12 protein-coding genes are annotated in these 21079 nt (G+C 34.5%); 2 read left to right on the top strand and 10 right to left on the bottom strand.

Annotated elements, in window-relative coordinates:
- Positions 1-49: 49 nt before the first annotated feature.
- Positions 50-1168, top strand: a complete 1119-nt coding sequence (gene dnaN, locus J0383_RS22200; RefSeq protein WP_207296138.1) for a DNA polymerase III subunit beta — start codon at positions 50-52, stop codon at positions 1166-1168.
- A 328-nt stretch (positions 1169-1496) separates the two neighbouring features.
- Positions 1497-2126 (top strand): DsbA family oxidoreductase, encoded by a 630-nt coding sequence (locus tag J0383_RS22195; protein WP_207296137.1) that lies wholly within the window; start codon positions 1497-1499, stop codon positions 2124-2126.
- Between the two features lie 54 nt (positions 2127-2180).
- On the opposite strand, the gene J0383_RS22190 is transcribed toward J0383_RS22195, so the two are convergent.
- The 10 genes from J0383_RS22190 to J0383_RS22145 form a co-directional block, all read right to left on the bottom strand.
- Positions 2181-3080, bottom strand: coding sequence for an ROK family protein (locus tag J0383_RS22190; protein ID WP_207296136.1), 900 nt, complete (start codon positions 3078-3080; stop codon positions 2181-2183).
- 22 nt (positions 3081-3102) lie between these two features.
- A complete protein-coding gene (locus J0383_RS22185) occupies positions 3103-4566 on the bottom strand; it encodes a glycoside hydrolase family 125 protein (protein ID WP_207296135.1) in 1464 nt (487 codons plus the stop codon).
- 6 nt (positions 4567-4572) lie between these two features.
- A complete protein-coding gene (locus J0383_RS22180) occupies positions 4573-6852 on the bottom strand; it encodes a GH92 family glycosyl hydrolase (protein ID WP_207296134.1) in 2280 nt (759 codons plus the stop codon).
- 120 nt (positions 6853-6972) lie between these two features.
- Positions 6973-9249, bottom strand: coding sequence for a GH92 family glycosyl hydrolase (locus J0383_RS22175; protein ID WP_207296133.1), 2277 nt, complete (start codon positions 9247-9249; stop codon positions 6973-6975).
- Between the two features lie 231 nt (positions 9250-9480).
- Positions 9481-11406: a beta-mannosidase gene (locus J0383_RS22170; protein WP_239023171.1), complete on the bottom strand. Its 1926-nt coding sequence runs from the start codon at positions 11404-11406 to the stop codon at positions 9481-9483.
- Positions 11407-11905: 499 nt separating this feature from the next.
- A complete protein-coding gene (locus J0383_RS22165) occupies positions 11906-13420 on the bottom strand; it encodes a SusD/RagB family nutrient-binding outer membrane lipoprotein (protein WP_207296131.1) in 1515 nt (504 codons plus the stop codon).
- 11 nt (positions 13421-13431) lie between these two features.
- Positions 13432-16524, bottom strand: coding sequence for a SusC/RagA family TonB-linked outer membrane protein (locus J0383_RS22160; RefSeq protein ID WP_239023164.1), 3093 nt, complete (start codon positions 16522-16524; stop codon positions 13432-13434).
- A gap of 313 nt (positions 16525-16837) precedes the next feature.
- Positions 16838-17848, bottom strand: coding sequence for a LacI family DNA-binding transcriptional regulator (locus J0383_RS22155; protein WP_207296129.1), 1011 nt, complete (start codon positions 17846-17848; stop codon positions 16838-16840).
- 397 nt (positions 17849-18245) lie between these two features.
- A complete protein-coding gene (locus J0383_RS22150; RefSeq protein WP_207296128.1) occupies positions 18246-20018 on the bottom strand; it encodes a MutS-related protein in 1773 nt (590 codons plus the stop codon).
- Between the two features lie 69 nt (positions 20019-20087).
- Positions 20088-20921, bottom strand: a complete 834-nt coding sequence (locus tag J0383_RS22145) for a universal stress protein (RefSeq protein WP_207296127.1) — start codon at positions 20919-20921, stop codon at positions 20088-20090.
- Positions 20922-21079 lie beyond the last annotated feature (158 nt).

Below are 21079 nucleotides of genomic sequence, written 5' to 3'. Positions count from 1 at the left end.
CCTGTTCTCAAAAAATTGAGAGAAAAAGCAAAAAATAAAACAAAAGACGATGAAATTTATAGTATCGAGTTCGTACTTATTAAAACAATTACAAGTATTAGGTAGTGTTATTAATAGCAGCAATACACTTCCTATTTTAGATAACTTTTTATTTGAACTAGACAATAGTGAGTTGACTGTTTCGGCTTCAGATCTTGAAACCACAATGTCTGCTACATTATCAATCGATTCTAAAAGTAAAGGCAGCGTTGCGGTACCTGCAAAACTTTTACTTGAAATTTTAAAAACATTTCCAGAACAGCCTTTAACTTTTACTGTTGAAGATAACAACACAGTAGAAATCAGTTCTAACTCAGGTAAATATGCATTAGCATATGCTGCTGGAGAAGAATTTCCTAAAGCTGTAAATCTTGAAGAACCGTCTGTTACTTTAGTTCCTGCTGATGTTTTGGCAACCGCTGTAAGTAAAACTATTTTTGCTGCCGGAAACGACGATTTACGTCCGGTAATGTCTGGTGTTTTCTTCCAATTCTCTCCTGAAGGTTTGACTTTTGTGGCTACAGACGCTCACAAACTGGTAAAATATGCTCGTGCAGATGTAAAAGCATCTCAGGTTGCTGATTTTATTATGCCGAAAAAACCTTTGAACATTTTAAAAGGAATTTTAGGTTCTTCTGATGCTGAAGTAAAAATTGAATACAACGATTCAAATGCGACTTTCTCATTTGACAATTATATCTTAATGTGTCGTTTAATCGACGGAAAATACCCTAATTACGAAGCGGTAATTCCAAAAGAAAATCCAAACAAATTAATGATCGATCGTTCTTTATTTTTAAGTTCTGTTCGTCGTGTTGCGATTTTCTCAAACAAAACAACACACCAAATTCGTTTAAAAATTGCTGGTGCTGAATTAAACGTTTCTGCTGAAGATATTGATTACTCAAACAAAGCCGAAGAAAGATTAACTTGTGATTATCAAGGTGATGATTTACAAATTGGATTCAATTCACGTTTCTTAATCGAAATGCTTACCAATTTGCAATCAGACATGATTATGTTAGAAATGTCATTGCCAAATAGAGCTGGAATCTTAACTCCGGTTGATGGTCTTGAAGAAGGTGAAACCGTAACGATGTTGGTAATGCCAGTGATGTTAAATAGTTAACATCAAAGTTTCTTTTTGTTACAGGGATTTTTTTTAGTTTAAAATTAAAGACATATCATTGTAAAAAAAATAATATCGCTATTAACCAACCATTTTTTATACCTAGAAACCGCAATTCTTTTTTGAGAGTTGCGGTTTTTTAGTTTTAGTTGTTTTTTATTTAACCGCAAAGAACGCTAAGGTTTACGCAGAGTTCGCAAAGTTTTTTTCAAAGCCTTTGCGAACTCTGCGTTTTATTTAGTTTCATAATGATTAATTCTTTGCGTCCTTTGAGGTGAAATCATTTGAAACAAAATAACCTGAAACAAATTTTCCGTATTTTTGTAAAATGAAAATAGAAATTTGGTCGGATATCATGTGTCCGTTTTGTTATATCGGAAAAAGACAATTGGAAACGGCTTTAAAACAGTTTCCCGAAAATGAATTTGAAATCGAGTGGAAAAGTTTCCAGCTTGATCCATCTATTACACCACAACCCGGAAAAGACGTTTATACGTATTTAGCGGAACGAAAAGGCATGACGCTTGAACAATCAAAAGAAATGCACAAAGGTGTCGCAGAACGTGCTAAAAGTGTTGGTTTGGATTATAACTTTGATAAGGCTGTTATTTCAAATTCATTAGAAGCTCACAGAATTATTCAGCTTGCTAAAACTAAAAAATTAGGCGATGAAATCGAAGAGATTTTCTTTAAAGCTTATTTTACAGAAGGAAGAGATTTAAACGATGGCCCAACTTTAATTGAACTTGCTGAAAAAGCAGGATTAAATAAAGAAGAGGTTCTGGACGTATTGCAAAGCGATACTCTTTTTATTAAAGAAGTAGAACACGATATTAACGAAGCGCAGCAAATTGGTGTTCAAGGTGTTCCTTTCTTTGTTTTTGACCGAAAATATGCCGTATCAGGCGCACAGCCGGTTGAAGCTTTTGTACAGACAATAAAAGAAGGTTTGAAATAATTTTTAACACACAGAAAATAAAAACGGATGAGCTTATAACTCATCCGTTTTTATTTAATCACAAAGAAAACTAACTGCTCCCAACAAGGCCGCAATTTCATTGTCATTTGAAATAGAAACCTCGATTTTCAAACTAGATTCCTGAATTGTTTTATTGAATGAAGATAAAAACAAATCGCTTGCATTGGCAATTTTTCCGCCAATAATAATATGATCAGCTTTGAAGTTTTTAATCCACGGAATCACAACTGCCGCTAAATCCTCCCCCATTTTTCCAAATACTTTAATAGCGGACTGATCTCCGCTTTTCGCCAGATTATACAATTCTAAACCATTATTTAGCACAGTACCACTTAAAGATTTGTAATGTGATAAAAGACCTCTAACTGAAATATAATCTTCTGCCATACCATCTTGATAAGGTAAATTATAAATTTCCCCATCAACAGGAACAGAATCTCCAGAACTTATTGAAACTCCTTTGTCAATAAAACATGCTCCTAATCCTGTGCCTAATGTGACAGCCATTACTTTTTTAGAAAGATTTTTCTGTTGTTTAAAAACTTCCCCTTTTCCAAAACAAACAGCGTCATTTTCAAAAAGAACTGGAAAATCTGTAGAAAAACCAAGAGTTTCCAAAAGCAATTCCCTTATGTTTAATCCGTAAAAATGTTCGTATTTAGATTGATCTTTTATCCAGCAGATTCCATTTTTATAATCAAACGGTCCCGGCATACAAACGGCAATTCCGGTAATATTTTTTATTTTAGAATTTTCTATTGCTGTACAGATTACTTTCTTCCAAATATTCATAACCTGATCTGCGGGTAAATTCGAATCAAAAGATTCTTTACAGACCGAAAAATCCAAAACTTTCATATCTGTTTTATTGATAACCGCCGCAGTAATGTGCGTTCCTCCTATATCCAGCCCAATGGCATATGATGTATTCATTTTTACTTTTTTAGCTTTAGTACTAGATATTTTTGTCTTTTAAAATTTGAGGATAATGAATACTTGTGTGTACAATCATTTCACCAAATAAGGTATTGGCCCACGCAAACCATTTACGGGTAAACTTATTTACATCGTCTTTATGAAATGATTCGTGCATAAATCCAGTATCGGCATTGGTTTTAATTAAATTGCTGATGCAGGCCTTTATTTCTTTTTCATCAACACTGGTAATGGCTCTTAAAACTATACTCATAGGCCAGATGGTATCGACTCCTGTGTGTGGACCTCCAATACCTTCTCCTGCTTTTCCTTTGTAGAAAAACGGATTATTTTCTGATAAAACTACTTTTCTGGTATTTAAATATAAAGGATCATTTGGAGCAATAGCGCCTAAATAAGGCAATGATAATAATGAAGGAACATTCGCATCGTCCATCATGTGAAAGCTGCCGTATCCGTTGACTTCAAAAGCAATAATTTTCCCGAATTTAGGATGATTGATGATTCCGTGTTCGTTTAAACCTTTTTGAACCTGATCTCTTAGTTCTGTCGCTTTTGCCACCAAATCATTGTCTTTTAAAGCTGGAAGAGAGAAAATTTCAATTAAATAACCTAAGATTTCAATCGCAAACATATTACTCGGAATCAAATAACCAAACAAAGTAGAATCGTCGCTTGGTCTGAAAGTCGAAACAATTAACCCGCAAGGTTTTACAGGATAACCATAACCGCCCAACGGAACTCCGTCTGTTGCCCAAGCTGTCTGACGCTGAAAACTATATGGTCCGCCTTTTCCGTCTAATCTTTGCTGCTCTTTAAAAGTCTGAAGAATTAAAAGCATGGCTTCTTTCCATTTTGCATCAAATAAGCTGATGTCTCCTGTTTCTTTCCAATAGCCGTGCGCTAATCGAACTGGATAACACAAACTGTCGATTTCCCATTTTCTTTCATGAATTCCAGGCTGCATTTTGGTAAGGTCATTTTTCCATTCACTTTCTTTGGTAAAATCTTTATAAAAAGCATTTGCATACGGATCCAGCAGAATACATTTCGCTTGACGATTGATTACACCTTTTACTAATTCAGCCAATTTTGGATCTTCTTTTACAAACGGAATATACGGCCAAATCTGTGCTGTACTGTCTCTCAGCCACATGGCATCGATATCTCCTGTAATTACATAGGTATCTGGTTTTCCGTCGATAATTTCGAAATCGACTGTTGTATCTAATGTATTTGGAAAACAGTTTTCGAATATCCAAGCCAATTCAGGATTAGCAATTTGTTTTTTAATGCGGACAATGGCAGCTTCAATTGCTTTACTCGTAAATTTTCTTTCGGCAACTGGAGGTCTTTTCGAAACAAAATCTTTTAAAGGAAACTGAAAAGTATCTGAATTGAACCCAAAAGCTTCTGTTTGAAGTGCTAATAATCCTGCTGAAAAAATGCCAGCGTTTTTTATAAATTTTCTACGTGACTGCATATCTTTTTATTTTGAAATTGAATAAGAATATGGGTACGAATCTTTTGTCGTACCTCTTTGTAAATTTGGTGAACTAACCATATCAAAGTATAATTCACCACCTTTTAAAAGCTCAAAATGATTGAGATAGTTTTTAGGATAAGCTGAATCTTGCCATTTTAATTCATTTACATATCGGCTGACATCAGAATTGTTAGGTGCGTTGATGATAAGTTGTTTTCCATCTTCGAACTGTAAAGTTGTTTTCTTAAATAATGGTGCTCCCAAAACATATTCTTCTGTTCCTGGGCAGACGGGATAAAATCCCAAAGCCGAGAAAATATACCATGCAGAAGTCTGTCCGTTATCTTCATCTCCGCAATAACCGTCTGGAGTTGGTTTGTACAAGCGGTTCATAACTTCTCGTGACCAATATTGTGTTTTCCAAGGTTCGCCAGCATAATTGTACAAATAAATCATGTGCTGAATGGGCTGGTTTCCGTGAGCATATTGTCCCATATTCATAATCTGCATTTCGCGGATTTCATGAATAACGGCTCCATAATAACTATCATCAAAAATTGGCGGTGTTGTAAATACAGCGTCTAATTTTGCTGTGAAATTTTTCTCGCCTCCCATTAAATCAATCAAACCTTGAATATCGTGAAAAACGCTCCAGCTGTAATGCCAGCTGTTTCCTTCGGTAAAAGCATCTCCCCATTTAAACGGATTAAAATTCACAGGAAAACTGCCGTCTTTATTTCGTCCGCTCATTAATCCTACTGACGGATTATAGAGTTTTTTGTAATTCAGCATCCGTTTTTCCAGCAGATTGATTTCTTTTTTCGGACGATTTAATGCTTTTGCCAGTTTCCAAATCGTAAAATCATCATAAGCGTATTCTAAAGTTCGTGCCGCATTTTCGTTGATATTTACATCATACGGAACATATCCTAACGTATTGTAATATTGAACTCCTTTTCTACCAACTGCTTCCAAAGGTCCTTCATTGTTAGCTCCGTGCAGTAAAGCTTCATATAAAGTATTGATGTCATAACCGCGTAAACCTTTCATATATGCATCTGAAACGACAGAAGCAGAATTATTTCCTACCATTACGTCTCTAAAACCAGGACTTGACCATTCTGGTAAAAATCCGCCTTCTTTATAATCGTTTATCAAACCTTCCTGCATTTCTTTGTTTACCGAAGGATAAACTAGGTTTAACAAAGGATATAAAGCACGGAACGTGTCCCAAAAACCAGTTCCAGCATACATATAACCTGAAAGAACTTTTCCGTTATACGGACTATAATGTACTATATCGCCATCTTTATTGATTTCATATTGTTTTTGAGGAAAACAAACGGTTCTGTACAAACAAGAATAAAATGTTTTTAATTGCTCTTGGTTCGTATCTTCTACATTAATTCTTCCTAAAACTTTATTCCATTCCTCTTTTGATTTTGCTACAGTTTCTTCAAAAGTCGATGTGCCTAATTCGTTTTTTAAATTCAATTCAGCTTGTTCTGGACTTATGAAAGAAGAAGCTATTCTCACATTGACTTTTTCTCCTTTTTTCGTTTTAAAACCAATTACAGCTCCTGTATGCAGTCCTGATGCTTCTAATTTATCTTTGGTCAGGATTTTATCTGTCCATGTTGAATGGGTTAAAAACGATTTATCAAATTGTAAAACAAAATAGTTTTTGAAGTTTTGTGGCACTCCGCCGCTGTTTCGCGTTGTATAACCAATTACTTTATTTTCCGAAGGAATTATTTTGATATATGAACCTTTATCAAAAGCATCGATTACGATAGAAGATTGCTCATTTTCAGGAAAAGTAATTTGAAAATGTGCTGCTCTTTCGGTTGTTGTAATTTCGGTTGTAACATCATGATCGGCAAGATAAACGCTGTAATAATAAGGCTTTGAAACTTCTGCTTTATGACTAAACCAACTTGCTCGATCGTCTTCGGCGAAAGCCAATTTTCCTGTAACCGGCATAATCGAAAACTGTCCGTAATCGTTCATCCACGGTGAAGGCTGATGCGTCTGTTTAAATCCTCTGATTTTTTCGGCTGTATAGGTGTAAGCCCAGCCATCGCCCATTTTTCCCGTTTGAGGCGTCCAAAAATTCATACCCCAAGGTCTGCAGATTGCAGGATACGTATTTCCGTTTGAAAGATTATGCAGCGATTGTGTTCCCATTAAAGGATTTACATATTCTACAGGATCTAAATTCTGTGCATTTAGGAAAAAACAGGACTGCAATATTCCTAAAAAAATTAAACTCTTTATTTTCATTTTTTTTTGCTTTATGCTTTAAGCTTTGTCTAAATACCTACAAGGTTTTGAAAACCTTGCAGGAGCGTTGCTGAAAAATCTAAAATCTAAAATCAGAAATCTAAAATCAGAAATCTAAAATTATTGAGGCCTATCCTCTTTCTTTACTCCCCAAGTTGTTGAAGGTTTGTCTCCCATATACAATTTTAATTCTCCGCCTTTTACAATCATCTCATGTGTGATGTACGATTTTGTATAGGGTTTTCCGTTGTATTCCGCTTTTTGGATATAGATATTTGAAGCACTGTTATTAACTGCATTTATCGTAAAAGAAACCTCTTTTGTATGATGAATTACGGCTGTGTTTACTAGCGGACTTCCCAAAACATAAATTCCGTTTGCTGGATTAACCGAATAAAATCCCATAGATGATAAAATATACCAAGCCGACATTTGCCCTAAATCTTCATTTCCGCATAATCCGTCTGGTTTTACAGAATAAAATTTATCATCGATTTCACGAATTAATTTTGCTGTTTTCCAAGGCTGGCCCACATATGCATACAAATACGGAATATGATGATTGGGTTCGTTTCCGTGTGCGTACTGACCAATCAAACCGCTGATATCTGGTGAAACATCCTCACCTTCTACTTTATCCGTCAATAAGAAAAGTGAATCTAGTTTGGCGATAAATTTTTCTTCGCTTCCAAATAATTCAATTAAACCGTACGGATCCTGAGGCACCAACCAAGTGTACTGCCACGCATTTCCTTCGACATAATCGTCTTTACGGTGCGCTGACGAAAGCGGATTAAATGGCGTTCTCCAATTTCCGTTGGTTAATTTGCCACGCATAAAAGTGGTTTCTTTATCAAAATACTGTTTGTATAAATTGGCTCTTTTGGTAAAGTAATTATAATCGTCTGTTTTGTTTAAAGATTTCGCCATCAAAGCAATACAATAATCATCGATTGCATATTCTAAAGCATTTCCAACCGATTCTAATAATTTATCGGCAGGAATATATTCGAGTTTTTGAACATAATCCATTCCGTCTCGGGTTTGCATTGCTGTTTTTTTGATGGCTTCGTAGGCTAAATTCGTATCGTAATCACGATATCCTTTTAAGTAAGCGTCAACAATAACGGCTATAGAATGGTTTCCGTTCATGGTATTGGTTTCGTTGCCCATTAAATGCCAAACGGGTAATCTGCCTTGCTGTTCGTAAATCGCCAGAAACGATTTTACAATATCATTGATTTTTTCTGGCTGCGTAATCGTATATAATGGATGCAAGCCGCGATAAGTATCCCAAAGTGAAAAAGTGGTGTAATTGGTAAAATTGGCTTTTTCGTAAACTTTTTTATCTGTTCCTCTGTAATCTCCGTTGGCATCATTAAAAATGGAAGGTGCAAACATGGTGTGGTACAACGAAGTATAGAAAACTTTCATTGTTTTTTCATCTGCTTTGATCTGAACTTTATTGAGTTCTTTGTTCCATTTTGAATCTGCTAATTTTACAACGGCATCAAAATTCCAATCTGGAATTTCTCCTTTTATATTGGCAGATGCATTTTCGGTACTTACTGGAGAAATTCCAACCTTTACTAGAACCTGTTTGTTTTTTAAGGTTTTAAAATCTAAAACCGCTTTTATTTTTAAGCCTTCTCCTTCCGTTCCTTTCACCATAGCAGTACTGTCATAAACCGCCATGTTGGTAATAGGTTCCGAAAATTCCATTGCAAAATAAACACGCTGATCTGAAGCCCAGCCTGTCGAATAACGATATCCTTCAATTTTGGTTTCGCTGATTTTTTTAATGAACGTTTTTACAGGTCTGTCCCAGCCAATTCCGTCAGCAAGATCAATTAAAATATGTGAATCGTTTGTGTTTTCGAAAGTGTATTTATGAAAACCAACTCTTTCGCTGGCCGTTAATTCGGCTTTGATTTTATATTTATCTAATAAAACACTGTAATATCCAGGTTTAGTTACTTCATTTTTATGAGAGAAAAACGAACCGTAACCGTTTACCATGTCTTCTTTTGTTCCCTTAATCAAACCGACTTTTCCGCTGACAGGAAGTACAAGAATATCATTTAAATCGCCAATTCCGGTTCCGCTTAAATGCGTGTGTGTAAAACCTAAAATGGTATTACTGGCGTAGTTATAACCGCTGCACCAATCCCAGCCTTCAAAAATATTCACGGGTCCTAACTGCACCGCTCCAAAAGGAACATTCGCCCCAACGAACACGTGACCGTGACCAGCAGATCCGATAACGGGATCGACGTATTGTGTGTAATTTGTCTGTATTTGTTTGTCTTTTTTCTTCTGTGAATTTATAGGATTCACAAAAATCAGGTTTAAAGCTAAAATGCCGCCAAGAACAATTCTATTGTATTTTTTAACCATTTTGTTTGTTTTTATAATTTCAATGTAAATCAATAATCAAAAAGATTTAAACGATTTACGTATTTTTTAATCACCTTGCCGAGACGCACTGCGGTGCGCCTCTACAGAAAACCTTTGTCAATTGTAAGAACCTCTCAATAAACAATAAAATCCAATTTTCATAAGGAGACGCACTGCGGAGCGCTCTACAGAAAACCTTTGTTCCTCTGCACATTTGCCCCTTTGAACCTCTTATTTATTTCTTTCTAAAACGTCAAACAAAGAATAAATCTTAATTTCAGATTTCGTTATTTTTCCTTCAAATGAAATTGTTTTTTCTTCTCCAGCAACTAAATCAAAATAATTGTCGCTCCATTTTCCTGTATATCCTTTGGCTGAAATGCAAATATATTTAGCCGCTTTTTCTGCTTTTAAGACAATTTTATTTCCTTTTATCTGCCAGCTTATTTTTGGATTTTCTAGTTTTAAATTTATCGGACGCGTCAAATCAATTTCTGGTTTTATATCATCTCTGTACGCTTCTTTTATGGCATACCAAGCAGCTTTCGGTTGTCGGTTCTCATAATCCGAAATACTCCAGCTTGCAACCGGCCAGCAGTCGTTTAACTGCCAGACTAAAGTTCCCATATTGTAAGGTGCTTTTGAACGGTGAATACCTACAATATTTTTTATGGAATAATAATGCATACACTGGCTCAAATAGGCATAATCCTCCAAATTCATCTTTTTTATTTTAGAGGCATCAATGAAATATCTACCGAGATAAGAGTCTAATTTTTCAAAACCTTTCCCTGCTTTTAAGTGTACTTTTAATACATCTGAATATAAACGACGGTCTTCTTCTGAAGTGAAACTTTCGACTGAAGCATAATTTGGGAAAGACAACATTCCATATTCGCTTACAAAACGTCCGGTTTTCGTATTGGTTTCTTCAATATCCTTCAATCCCCACCAAATTCCCCAATAATGACTGTCACCATTTGTAAAACTTTTTTCTTTAGACCAATGATACAAAGGCGATGAACTTAAATAAGGGCGTTTATCATCAACTTCTTTCACCCATTTCGGAATACTATCGTGAAACAAACGCGTATAATCTTTCCATAAACGAATAGAATCCTGCTTTGAGATTTTGAAGCTTTTCATCCAGCCCCAGTTTTTAAAAGCTTCATCTGATTCGTTATTGCCACACCACAAAACAATACTTGGATGATGACGCAGACGTTTTACTTGATATTGAACTTCTTTTTTTACATTATCAAAAAAAGCATCGTCTCCAGGAACCATTGTTCCTGCAAACATAAAATCCTGCCAGACGTTTATTCCGTATTTGTCGCATAAATTATAGAAATAATCATCTTCATAAATACCACCGCCCCAAACACGAAGCATATTCATATTGGCCTCTTTGGCTAAGGCAATTACTTTTTCATATTCTTTTTTGGTTACACGCGAAAGAAAGGCATCTGACGGAATATAATTCGCTCCTTTCATATAAACTGGTTTTCCATTAATCTTAAAATAAAAAGAGCGACCTAAACTATCAGGTTCTTGTATTAGTTCAATTTTGCGATTTAGAACGTATGGTTCTTCAGGAGTTTTTTCGTTATAAGCTTCTAATCGAGGAATTTTGGTAATGCCGCAGGTTGTAAATTTTGGTCCCCAATCCCAGCCAAAATGATATTGGGCTTTGCGTACATAAGCACGTGGATTGTCTGGAATGACAAATGGATACTCTTTTTTGGCCAATGAATCGACAACATTTTGTGCCGATTGAAATACGATCCGTAAATCGTTATTTCCTGATTTCAAAACTTTTTTAACATCAACACGCCATTGACGAAACATATTATTGGCTTTTAAAACCAGCTGATTGTTTACATATATTGAGGCATAAGTATCTAATCCGTCAAAAACTAATTCTGTGTTTTTCTTTTTTAGTATGGAAGCTGTTGCCTGAAAAGTTGTTTTGTATTCCCAATTTTTTCGTTCAATCCATTGCAGTTTTTTTTCATTGTCCCTATAAAATGGATCTGGTATTAATTTGTTCTTTAATAAATCAGTATGAATTTCTCCGGGAACGCTGGCCGGATACCATTTTTGAGTTTTTTCTTCTCGGTAACTCCAGTTATTTTTTAAATCAACATTCTGAGCCATAACTTTTGATGAAAAGCCAGCCAAAAAAATGCCAATTAAAAGATAGAGTTTTTTGTTGTAAATCATTGTATTGTATAACAGTTAAAGCTTTTTCTTAAGTACAAAAGAAAGAGCAATTTACTAATTTGGCAGTTAAGAGAAGGAACGGACGTACAATTATTCCTTCTCTTTGTTGGATTGTATTGACTGTTAATAACTCAAAAAATCTTCAGTAATATTTTTCCTTAATCTGCCATATCCTTTATTTCTATTTTGGTTTAATTTGTTTCTTTTTTAAACCGAATTATCAATACAATAAAACATTCCGATAATTTGGATTTGTGTTTCCTTTATGAAATCCCTTCTTTTTCAGCACTGCCACTCTTTGTCACTGCGAAAAAAAAGACATTCAATATTCTAAATCCTTTTCCTAAATGTTTTTTTAATTGATAAAAGATTTAAAAATAAGCCGGGTATCAGGTTACCCGACTTATTCTAACTAACCAACCTAATTTAAAAATTATTTATCCCACCAGATTCTAGTGGTCATTAAATCTAAACCTTGACGTTGAATGGCTTCTTTAAAATTAGCCGCATTGGTAATCAATTCTGACTGATCGTAAATTAATCTTCTTGGAATTGTACCGTTTGTTTCTCCAGTTGGATCATTTACAGGAACTAAAACTGGGTAACCTGTTCTTCTGTATTCTGAAAATGCTTCGAAACCATTGAATAACAATACAATCCATTTTTGAGTAATGATTTGTTCAATTTTTTGAGCTTCTGTTCCAGCAGATTTAAATGGATATGTTGTAATGTAAGTGTTATATTCTGCTGGTGTAACTGCAGGCACTTTATCGCCAAAAATCGTTAAAATGTTCATCGCTGCTCTTACTCCGTTTTCATAATACGTTTGTGCCGATCCGCCAACGTTCCATCCTTTTACAGATGCTTCTGCCAATATAAACTGAACTTCTGCAAATGACATAATCAAAGTTGGAGCATCTAAACGTAGTACTGTAGAGGTATTTGGATCTGAGAAAACTTTTTTATCTCCTCCTGGAAATTCTTTAGCATCATTTGCAAGTCCTTGCTGATTTGCAGGATTGTTATCGCCTGTCGCTTCAATTTTGGCATAAATTCTTAAACGTGGATCGTTTGTATTTTTCAATAAATCAATAAAAGTTTTACTGAATTTTATGTTAGATTCTCCTCCGTTCAAATCATTTCGTACCCATGAAGAAGTAATTGGATTGGTTTTAACTCCCGCTGGACCTGCATCGTGTTTTAAAACAAGACTATCATCGTTTGAAGTAAATACACCTTTTGAATACGCTTTTTCTACATATTCTTTTGCTTTCGCAGGATTTACTTTCGACAAACGCATAGCTACTCTTAACATCAGCGAGTTTGCTAATTTTTTCCATCTTGCCACGTCTCCTTGGTAATATAAATCGGCACTGCCTACAAAACCTTTTCCGGCATCTAAAGCTGTACCCGCTTCATCAAGTTCTTTTAAAAGGTCATTGTAAATCGCTTCCTGAGTATCATATTTCGGGTTGAAAATATTTCCGTTATATCCTTTTACAGCTTCAAAATAAGGAACTTCACCATACGTATCGGTTAACTTCTGGAAAAGAAAAACTTTCATAATACGACACGCCTGAATCATGTTTGAATTTTCAGGACCTTCTGGTATAACCGACATTAATTGGAAAATTTGATTTAAACCTTTTCCGTAGGTTTCTCCAAAAAGTGCCGCTGAATATTCAGAAGAATAGGTGTATTTTGAACCTGGTCCTCCTAATGAAGAAAAGTGCTGTACGATTTGTGCTGCGTATAAATTATTTCCTCTGGTGTTAGAGAAATCCTGCCCGTCTACATAAATCTCTGCTAATGTAAACATTGATTTTAAAGCTGGATCTGTTAATGCATTTGGATTCTTATTCATTTCTTCGAATCCTTTGTCGCATGAAGCCAATGTCAAAGCACCAACTACTGCAATACAAAATATTTTTATATATCTATTTTTCATCTTTACTAGTATTAGAATTTAACATTAAGTGTTAAACCATAGTTTCTGGTCAATGGCATAGAAGCTCTTTCCATACCTTGTGCATTACTATTTGAATAATTTGATTCAGGATCGATATTAGGAACTTTATCATAAATCGTCCATAAATTATGAGCAGAAAATGCTAAACTGATCGATTGAAATGGTGTTTTCTCTAAATACATTTTCGGGAAATTGTAAGCGAAAGAAATTGCTCTTAGTTTCACAAAGTCAGCATCGTAAACAAAGTTTGACGTAACATCACTATAACTTCTCCAGTAGTTGTATGCCGAAACTGTTTGATTAACAGCATTTCCATTTGCATCTTTTCCTGAAACAGCAATACCGCCTTCACGACCCGGAAGTGTAATTTCTGATAATCCGTAACGAGTTCCTAACTGATTGGTTGCTGAATAGATTTCACCTCCAAATTTGGCATCAACAAATACTGAAAGTGTAAAGTTTTTATATGAGAAATCATTTGAAAGTCCCATTGAAGTTGGCGCAACACCTTGTCCTGCAATGATTAGATTTCCTCTTAAGAATCTTCCGCTCGAATCTAAAATAATATTTCCTTGCGCATCTCTTAAATAATCGTAAGCTTTAATTACTCCAAATGGCTGTCCTTTTTCTAAAACTACGTTAGCTCTTCCATCTCTATTTCCTTCAAGAGATTTTGTGGTGATTTTATCCGAAAGGTTTAAAACTTCACTGTCATTATACGCAAAATTATATCCTACGCTCCAAGAAAAGTTTGGTGTTTTAATGGCTTTATAATTAATAGCAAACTCCACCCCTTTGTTTAAGATTTCACCCACATTGATTTTTGTTGTTCTATAACCAGAAGCCTGAGAAACGTCAGCATCGGTAATATCGTTTGTTGTTTTCTTGTAGTAAAAAGTCAAATCTGTACTTAATCGGTTATTGAAGAACGTGTTTTCAAAACCAAACTCAATAGTGCTTACGTTGTACGGTTTTAAAGTTCTATTTGGAATTGTTTCTCCGTTAACCCCTAAAATTGGCTGTCCTAAAGAATCTGTTTGTCCGTCAGGAATTGTATACGTCAATGCTAATGCATACGCTTCAGGAAGTGCTCCTCCTACGTTACCCCAGCCTGCTCTTAATTTACCGTAAGTAATCCATTCTGGTAATTTGATAATTTCAGAGTAAATTAAACTTGAACTTACAGAAGGATAAAAAGTTGTATTATTGGATGGATCTAATGTTGAGAACCAATCCTGACGTCCAGTTAAACTTACATACAAGAAATCTTTGTATCCAATATCAGCAGAATAAAAAAGAGAGTTTACTTCGCTTTCTGAGAATAATTTTTCTGTTTTATCGGGCTGTGTGTTGGCATAGAAATATTTGAAGGGAACAATAAAGTTGTTTCCTTTCATTTTGATACCGCTGTAACGGTTGTGCTGACGGTTGGCACCAATGAAAGCATCAAGTGAAAGATTTTTTACAATATCGCCTTTGTACCCTAAAAATCCTGAAGCATTTACCTCAGAACGAGTTTCGATTCTGTTTTCGATAGATCCACCCGGACTGTAATTAATTCCTGTAGGTTCTATTTCAGTATATTCATAATTAATATCATCAATTCCAAGCACAGCTTTTGCATAAATCTTATCTGTAATGTTGTAGTTTACTTTTGCAGAACCAATAAAGCGCTTTCTAAGATCATCATTTAAGGGTGATTTTGTAGCGAAATATGGATTTGTGTGGTATACATTTGCACCTAAGAAATCTTCTTCACCTCCGTTTGAATCATACGGGTTGCTCAACCATCGAATATCACTTCCTGGTGTCATGAAAGTAGTTGGGAAAGAAGGGTTTCTTGGAGAATCGTTTAGATAAGGTCTGTTATGACTTTTCTCTGAAATATATTGGGCATTGCTCTCAATACTGATTCTTTTATTTGGAGCCGAATTCAAACTCAAAGCCACGTTATTTCTTCCGAAAGTCGTTCCCGGCATAATCGATTCATCTTTAGTATTTCCGAAAGACAATCTGAAGTTTGTTGTTTCATTTCCACCAGAAATTGCCAATGTATTGCTGAAAGAATATCCAGTTCTGTAGAAATTTTCAACATTGTCTTTTCCATAAGGTTTGTATGGTCTTGTAGCACCATCAAGTGATAATGAACTTGTTCCGTCATATTTATCACCCCAAGCAAAATAATACGAATCTCTTAATTCTTGTAAGTTCGTAAATCTTTTAGGTACACCGTTTGCATCTGGCGCTCCAGCACCGTACTGATCCTGCCAGTTTAATAAACTTGCTGGTGTATTAAAAGTTGAGTTTGTACTGAAATCTACTCCAATTCCTGTTCCGTTTTTCCCCTTTTTAGTTGTAATCAAGATAACACCATTTGATCCTCTGTATCCATAAAGAGCAGAAGCAGCACTACCCTTTAAAACTGAAATCGAAGCAATATCGTCTGGGTTGAAAGATGACATACCATCACCTTTATCGGCACCTCCCCACATTCCGGCATTTCCTTGCTGTGTATTGTCAATAGGGATTCCGTCTACAACATACAACGGCTGGTTCAGTCCAGATGCCGAAGTAGCTCCACGAATTACAACACGGCTTGAACCTGATGGTCCAGTTACTGGCGCAGAAACGTTAACACCGGCAATTTTGCCCTGCAAAGCATTTCCTAAGTTGATTTCTTTATTTTTAGTCAGTTCCTCGCCTTTTAATTCTCCAACGGCGTATCCCAGACTTTTCTTTTGTTTTTTTACTCCAAACGAAGTTACCACTACGTCTTTTAATTCCTGTCTGTTTTCAATTAATACAACAGAAACTCTTGTTTCATTCTCCTGAAGCACTACTGATTTGGAATCAAATCCAATAGAAGATACATTCAGAGTAACTTTACCTTCGGGAACATTCATTCTAAATCGCCCTTCGGCATCTGTAATAGCACTAAATGGTTTTCCCTGAACTTCTACCGTTGCGGCAACAATTCCCTTGTTTTCTGCATCAGCTACTATACCGGTTATCAATCGATTTTGCGCTACAGCACTTAAGCTGCTCAGCAATACCAGTCCTAACACTGCTAATATTCGTTTCATAAGCATTCTTTTTGGTTATTTGTTTTTGATTTGTGTTTGTGTTTGTGTTTGTGTTTGTTTTTTTTCTGCTTTAAATAATTAATAAAATTTGAACTTGATTCTCAATAAAAACCTTTTCTAAAGTGTGAATGATTCTCTAAAAAACACTACTGTATATGGGCTTTATTATTTTTATAAGCTTTGAAATTTAGAAGTGTAAATCCACTAAAATCAAGGCTTTGTTTTACTAAAACGTTTTAGTAAAATGAGCAAAAAAAAGCCGTAACTTCTTTTCTCATTTCTTTATTTTTTTTCTGCTAAATGATCTGTAAACTTAAACCGACTCTCTCACAATTAAAGATCCTTTTTTGAGCACTTTTTCGACTTTAAAATCTTCCAGACTTGTCATTTGACTCATTAACAGCTGAATCGATTTAACAGCTATTTCTTCTATGGGCTGGGCAACAACTGAAATGGTCGGTGTATACATTTTAAAACTATCGTGATCGTCAAAACTAATCACGGCTATATCATCGGGAATTTTATATTTCAAACTTTTAAAAGCTTGAAGACCTGCAAGACCTAAATAATTTGCCAGAAATAATACGGCATCAATTTCTGGTCTTTCCTCAAAAAAACGTATGATCGAATCGATTCTGTTTTTTTCATTACTGTGATAATCCAACAGCAGTGTATAATTTTCGTTATACTTTCCTTCCTCCTTCAATGCTTCGACGTAACCTTTTTCACGTAATTTCATCTGAATCATTCCAGATTTATTATTTACCACTGCAATGTTTTTATATCCTTTCTCAAGTAAAAATTTCACTGCCGCATACGACCCTTCGTAATTATCCATCACGACGTGGCTTACTTTTTGGTTGGCAAAATAACGGTCGATCAGTACCACCGGTTTTTGTATTTTTAAAAGATGGCTTATTGTTTTCTCTAAATTTTTAGTGGGTGTAATAATAAAACCTTCAACATTGGCTTGTAAAAGACTCTGCACTAATTCTTCTGAACGGTTATTATCATCACCTGTACTACAATAAAAAACTCGATAATCAATACTTTTCGCTTCATCTTCAATTACCCGTGCCAAGTCAGCAAAGAACTGATTTGAAATATCTTCAACAATTAGCCCAATAGATCTGGTTTTTCCAGTTCGCAGACTACTTGCAATCATACTGGGTTTGTATTGTAATTTTTGGGCAACATCCTGAACTTTTTTAATAACCGCAGGACTGATTGCCATTTTTTCGCCCTTTCCATTGATTACAAAAGATACGGTCGATATCGAAACCTGCGCTTTTGTAGCAATATCTTTAATTGTAATCTTTTTCATCGGGTATATAAACTATAAGTGGATATTTTATTACATCGCAAATATATGCAAACCAAACTTACAAAATCGTTTTAGTAAAATTTATTTTTAATTAAATGTTATTTTTATGCCAAAATAAAGTGAAATTATCAATAAATACAGGTTTTTACGCTCTTATTGTCATTTTGACTTTTTACAGCGTTTCTATTGGTTTTATGCAGATTTGATGGGTTTTTGATGTGGAAGTTTGCATATTCAGCAATATTCATTTTAAAAAAAAATGCCAAAAAATTATATTTCTTGACATACTAATGACATCTAAATAATCATAATTTTATATGCCTGCTGACCAATAAAAAAGCTTCAGGTTTTAAAAAATCCTGAAGCTTTTTTATATGCTTATGCGTTGAAATAAAGTTTAAATTACGCCCATTTTCTGCATTAAGAAAGTGGCACTTTTATTTTTACAAATACCGTTTCGAAGTTTGTAATCAAAGTATAATTCATTATTTTGAATTTCGACTTCAAAACACTGATTGGTTAAAATATCTGGATACTCATTAGTGGTTAGACAAACTTCAATATCGTGTGTAGCAATCGCACCAACTGCCTTTTTTGCAATGATTTTTTTCACGACTTCAATAGTTCCGTTTCGTTTGTCATCAGAATTTGTTCCTCTCAAAATTTCATCCAGAAGAACAAAAGCGGGACGTTCTTCCAAAACATCCATAATTTGTTTTAAACGTTTAATTTCAGCAAAGAAATACGACTCGCTGTCGGCCAAAGAATCCGATAATCGCATTGAAACTAAAACTGGAAGTGGATGTATTTTAGCTTCTGAAGCACAAACAACTGAGCCAATTCCGCCTAAAACCATATTAATTCCAAGACTTCTTAAAAAAGTACTTTTTCCAGACATATTCGAACCTGTTAAAATCATATAAGATTGCGGGTAAAAACCAACAGTATTCCCTACCCTGCCATTCGGGTTTAATAACGGATGACTCAAGTTTTTAAATCCGATTTTAAAGTCTGAATTGATTTCTGGGAAAACAAAATCAGGATTATTATAGGCTAAATTGGCAAGACTGTTCAAGGCTTCAAATTCACCTAAAATATTAATCCAGTTTTCAAGTTGATCAGAATAGTCCTTTTTCCATTTTAAAAGTGCTCTAAGAACATGCAGATTGAACAAGAATGAACCGTTAAAAACAATTGCAGTTACAAAATTGCTTATGGTATCCATTCTTGAAAATAATTCTGATAATTGTTTTAAATGTGAACTTGCCGACTCGTTTTTAAAAACAAGCTGTTTTTGAAGTGTAATTAATTTTTCTGATTCAAAGTTTTCAGATTCTATTTTCTGAACTAATAAACTATACTGTTTAATGATTTTGTCGACATTATCTGCTTTTGCAATTTCAGATTGAATTCGTTTTAAAGCTCTTCCTAAAACAGCAAGATTAGCAATAAAAATATACGTTAAATACGATAAAAAAATGGCTTTTGAAGTAATGAAATAAGCTGCTAAAACACCAAAAAAAGCGGTTGGAAGAATAATAGATAGTGCAGTTAAAACTTTAGGTAAAGAATTGTTTTGAAATGATTTCCAATGTACTATAGAATCATAAGCATTTTTTGTGTCAGAACTGACAATGGCAAGGGATTGAAAATCCTGGCGCCAATCAATTTTATTTGCTAGTTCAGCAATGGCTTTTTGATTTTTTAAAATTTCGCCGTTTGCAAATTGATGCAATAATGTATGAGCTAACGTCTTTTTTCCAATAAAAGTTGCGGTTCGATTTAGATTTTGAAATAAAGAATGTTCTCCAAAAATATCGAGATCATAAGCGTAGGGATGATGGAAATCGTTAAACTCGATTCCGTTTTCAAATGACAATTTTTCTCTTTTCAGATAAGCGATTTCGTCTTCGTTTATTTTCAAGATTGCTTTTGTCAATTCTCTCTTAAATGAAAGTCTGGAATGTACTCTCATTAAAAAAAGAAAACCAGCAAAAGATAGAAAAGCAAATCCGGCGTAGCTTATTTCATTAGTCTTGATGTAATAAAACAACATTGACAAACAAAGAAATATGCTTAAAAGCCTTAAAATACTAATGCTGTTGTATCTTTTACTGATTTCTGTATATGTTTTCGAAAAATGTTCGACTTTACTTTGGTAGATATCCATTTTAAATTTTTAATGAATCGCAAATATAAGTTTTACACTTTCAAAATAAGAATTACTTCTATCCGATTTCTAACTTTCATGCATTACCAAAACTGGAATCGAAACTTCTTTGGCAATCTTTTTACTGAAACTTGTATCAAAAATGGATTCAAAGAATGATCTTTTATGCGTAATCGTTGTTAAAATATCAATGTCTTTATAGAGAATAAAATCAAGAATAGTTTCTTTAACTTCATCACTTGGAAGAACTAAAAATTCTACATTATCAGCAGAAAATTCTCTTTCCCATTCTTTAATGGTTGCGTCAGAAACATCAGTTCCAGAAGATCTTACGTATAAACTTTTGACTTTGGCATCCGTTTTTTTAGCAATTTTCAAGATTCTGCGAAGAACTTCTTTGTCTTTTTCACGGTAACGTGTTGTAAAACCAATCGTTTTGATTTTCTTAAATTTAGCGTCAACTGGTACACACAATACAGGCACTTTTACTTCTGAAATCACCGAATTTGTATTAGATCCTGTGAAAAACTTCGTCCAGTCTGAGGCACCTGTGGTACCCATGATAACAAAATCAATCTGGTCTTCTTCCACTGCATTTCGAAGGTTATAAATGAGGTCGCCATCCATTAAACGGTGTTTTATTACAATATCATCAAGCTTTCTTTCGGCAGCAATAGTTCGGAGTTTCGGAATTTCGTCTTTAAACATTTCAAATTTCGCGAGTTCGATTGAACTGTAAATTGAAGCGTAATTTTCTGGAAAAAACTGACTGTCATAAACCGGAATCTCAAATGTATGAAGTAAAACCAGTTCGGCTTTGACAATTTTTGCAAATTCTAAAGCATGTACAAAGGCATTTGTAGCGGCTTCAGAAAAGTCTGTAGGGAATAATATCTTTTTCATTTTATTTCAGATTATAGGTTTCTTACTCAAATTTAATCATTCTAAATGCAAAAGAAACTGACAATTATCAGGATTTTAACACTTAATGATTTCTTAATAAAGTTACGGATAATTCTGAAATTTAACCAGATTCAAGGGCTTTATCACGTTATTCCTTT

The organism is Flavobacterium endoglycinae (assembly GCF_017352115.1).
Lineage (GTDB): Bacteria > Bacteroidota > Bacteroidia > Flavobacteriales > Flavobacteriaceae > Flavobacterium > Flavobacterium endoglycinae.
Note: the sequence above shows the minus strand (reverse complement) of the source record. Positions and strands in the feature narration are given on the sequence as shown.

What these genes read in the sequence shown, in the direction of transcription:
- dnaN (WP_207296138.1), top strand. Translation starts at nt 50, where the DNA reads ATGAAATTTATAGTATCGAGTTCGTACTTATTAAAACAATTACAAGTA.
- J0383_RS22195 (WP_207296137.1), top strand. Translation starts at nt 1,497, where the DNA reads ATGAAAATAGAAATTTGGTCGGATATCATGTGTCCGTTTTGTTATATC.
- J0383_RS22190 (WP_207296136.1), bottom strand. Translation starts at nt 3,080, where the DNA reads ATGAATACATCATATGCCATTGGGCTGGATATAGGAGGAACGCACATT.
- J0383_RS22185 (WP_207296135.1), bottom strand. Translation starts at nt 4,566, where the DNA reads ATGCAGTCACGTAGAAAATTTATAAAAAACGCTGGCATTTTTTCAGCA.
- J0383_RS22180 (WP_207296134.1), bottom strand. Translation starts at nt 6,852, where the DNA reads ATGAAAATAAAGAGTTTAATTTTTTTAGGAATATTGCAGTCCTGTTTT.
- J0383_RS22175 (WP_207296133.1), bottom strand. Translation starts at nt 9,249, where the DNA reads ATGGTTAAAAAATACAATAGAATTGTTCTTGGCGGCATTTTAGCTTTA.
- J0383_RS22170 (WP_239023171.1), bottom strand. Translation starts at nt 11,406, where the DNA reads ATGGCTCAGAATGTTGATTTAAAAAATAACTGGAGTTACCGAGAAGAA.
- J0383_RS22165 (WP_207296131.1), bottom strand. Translation starts at nt 13,420, where the DNA reads ATGAAAAATAGATATATAAAAATATTTTGTATTGCAGTAGTTGGTGCT.
- J0383_RS22160 (WP_239023164.1), bottom strand. Translation starts at nt 16,524, where the DNA reads ATGAAACGAATATTAGCAGTGTTAGGACTGGTATTGCTGAGCAGCTTA.
- J0383_RS22155 (WP_207296129.1), bottom strand. Translation starts at nt 17,848, where the DNA reads ATGAAAAAGATTACAATTAAAGATATTGCTACAAAAGCGCAGGTTTCG.
- J0383_RS22150 (WP_207296128.1), bottom strand. Translation starts at nt 20,018, where the DNA reads ATGGATATCTACCAAAGTAAAGTCGAACATTTTTCGAAAACATATACA.
- J0383_RS22145 (WP_207296127.1), bottom strand. Translation starts at nt 20,921, where the DNA reads ATGAAAAAGATATTATTCCCTACAGACTTTTCTGAAGCCGCTACAAAT.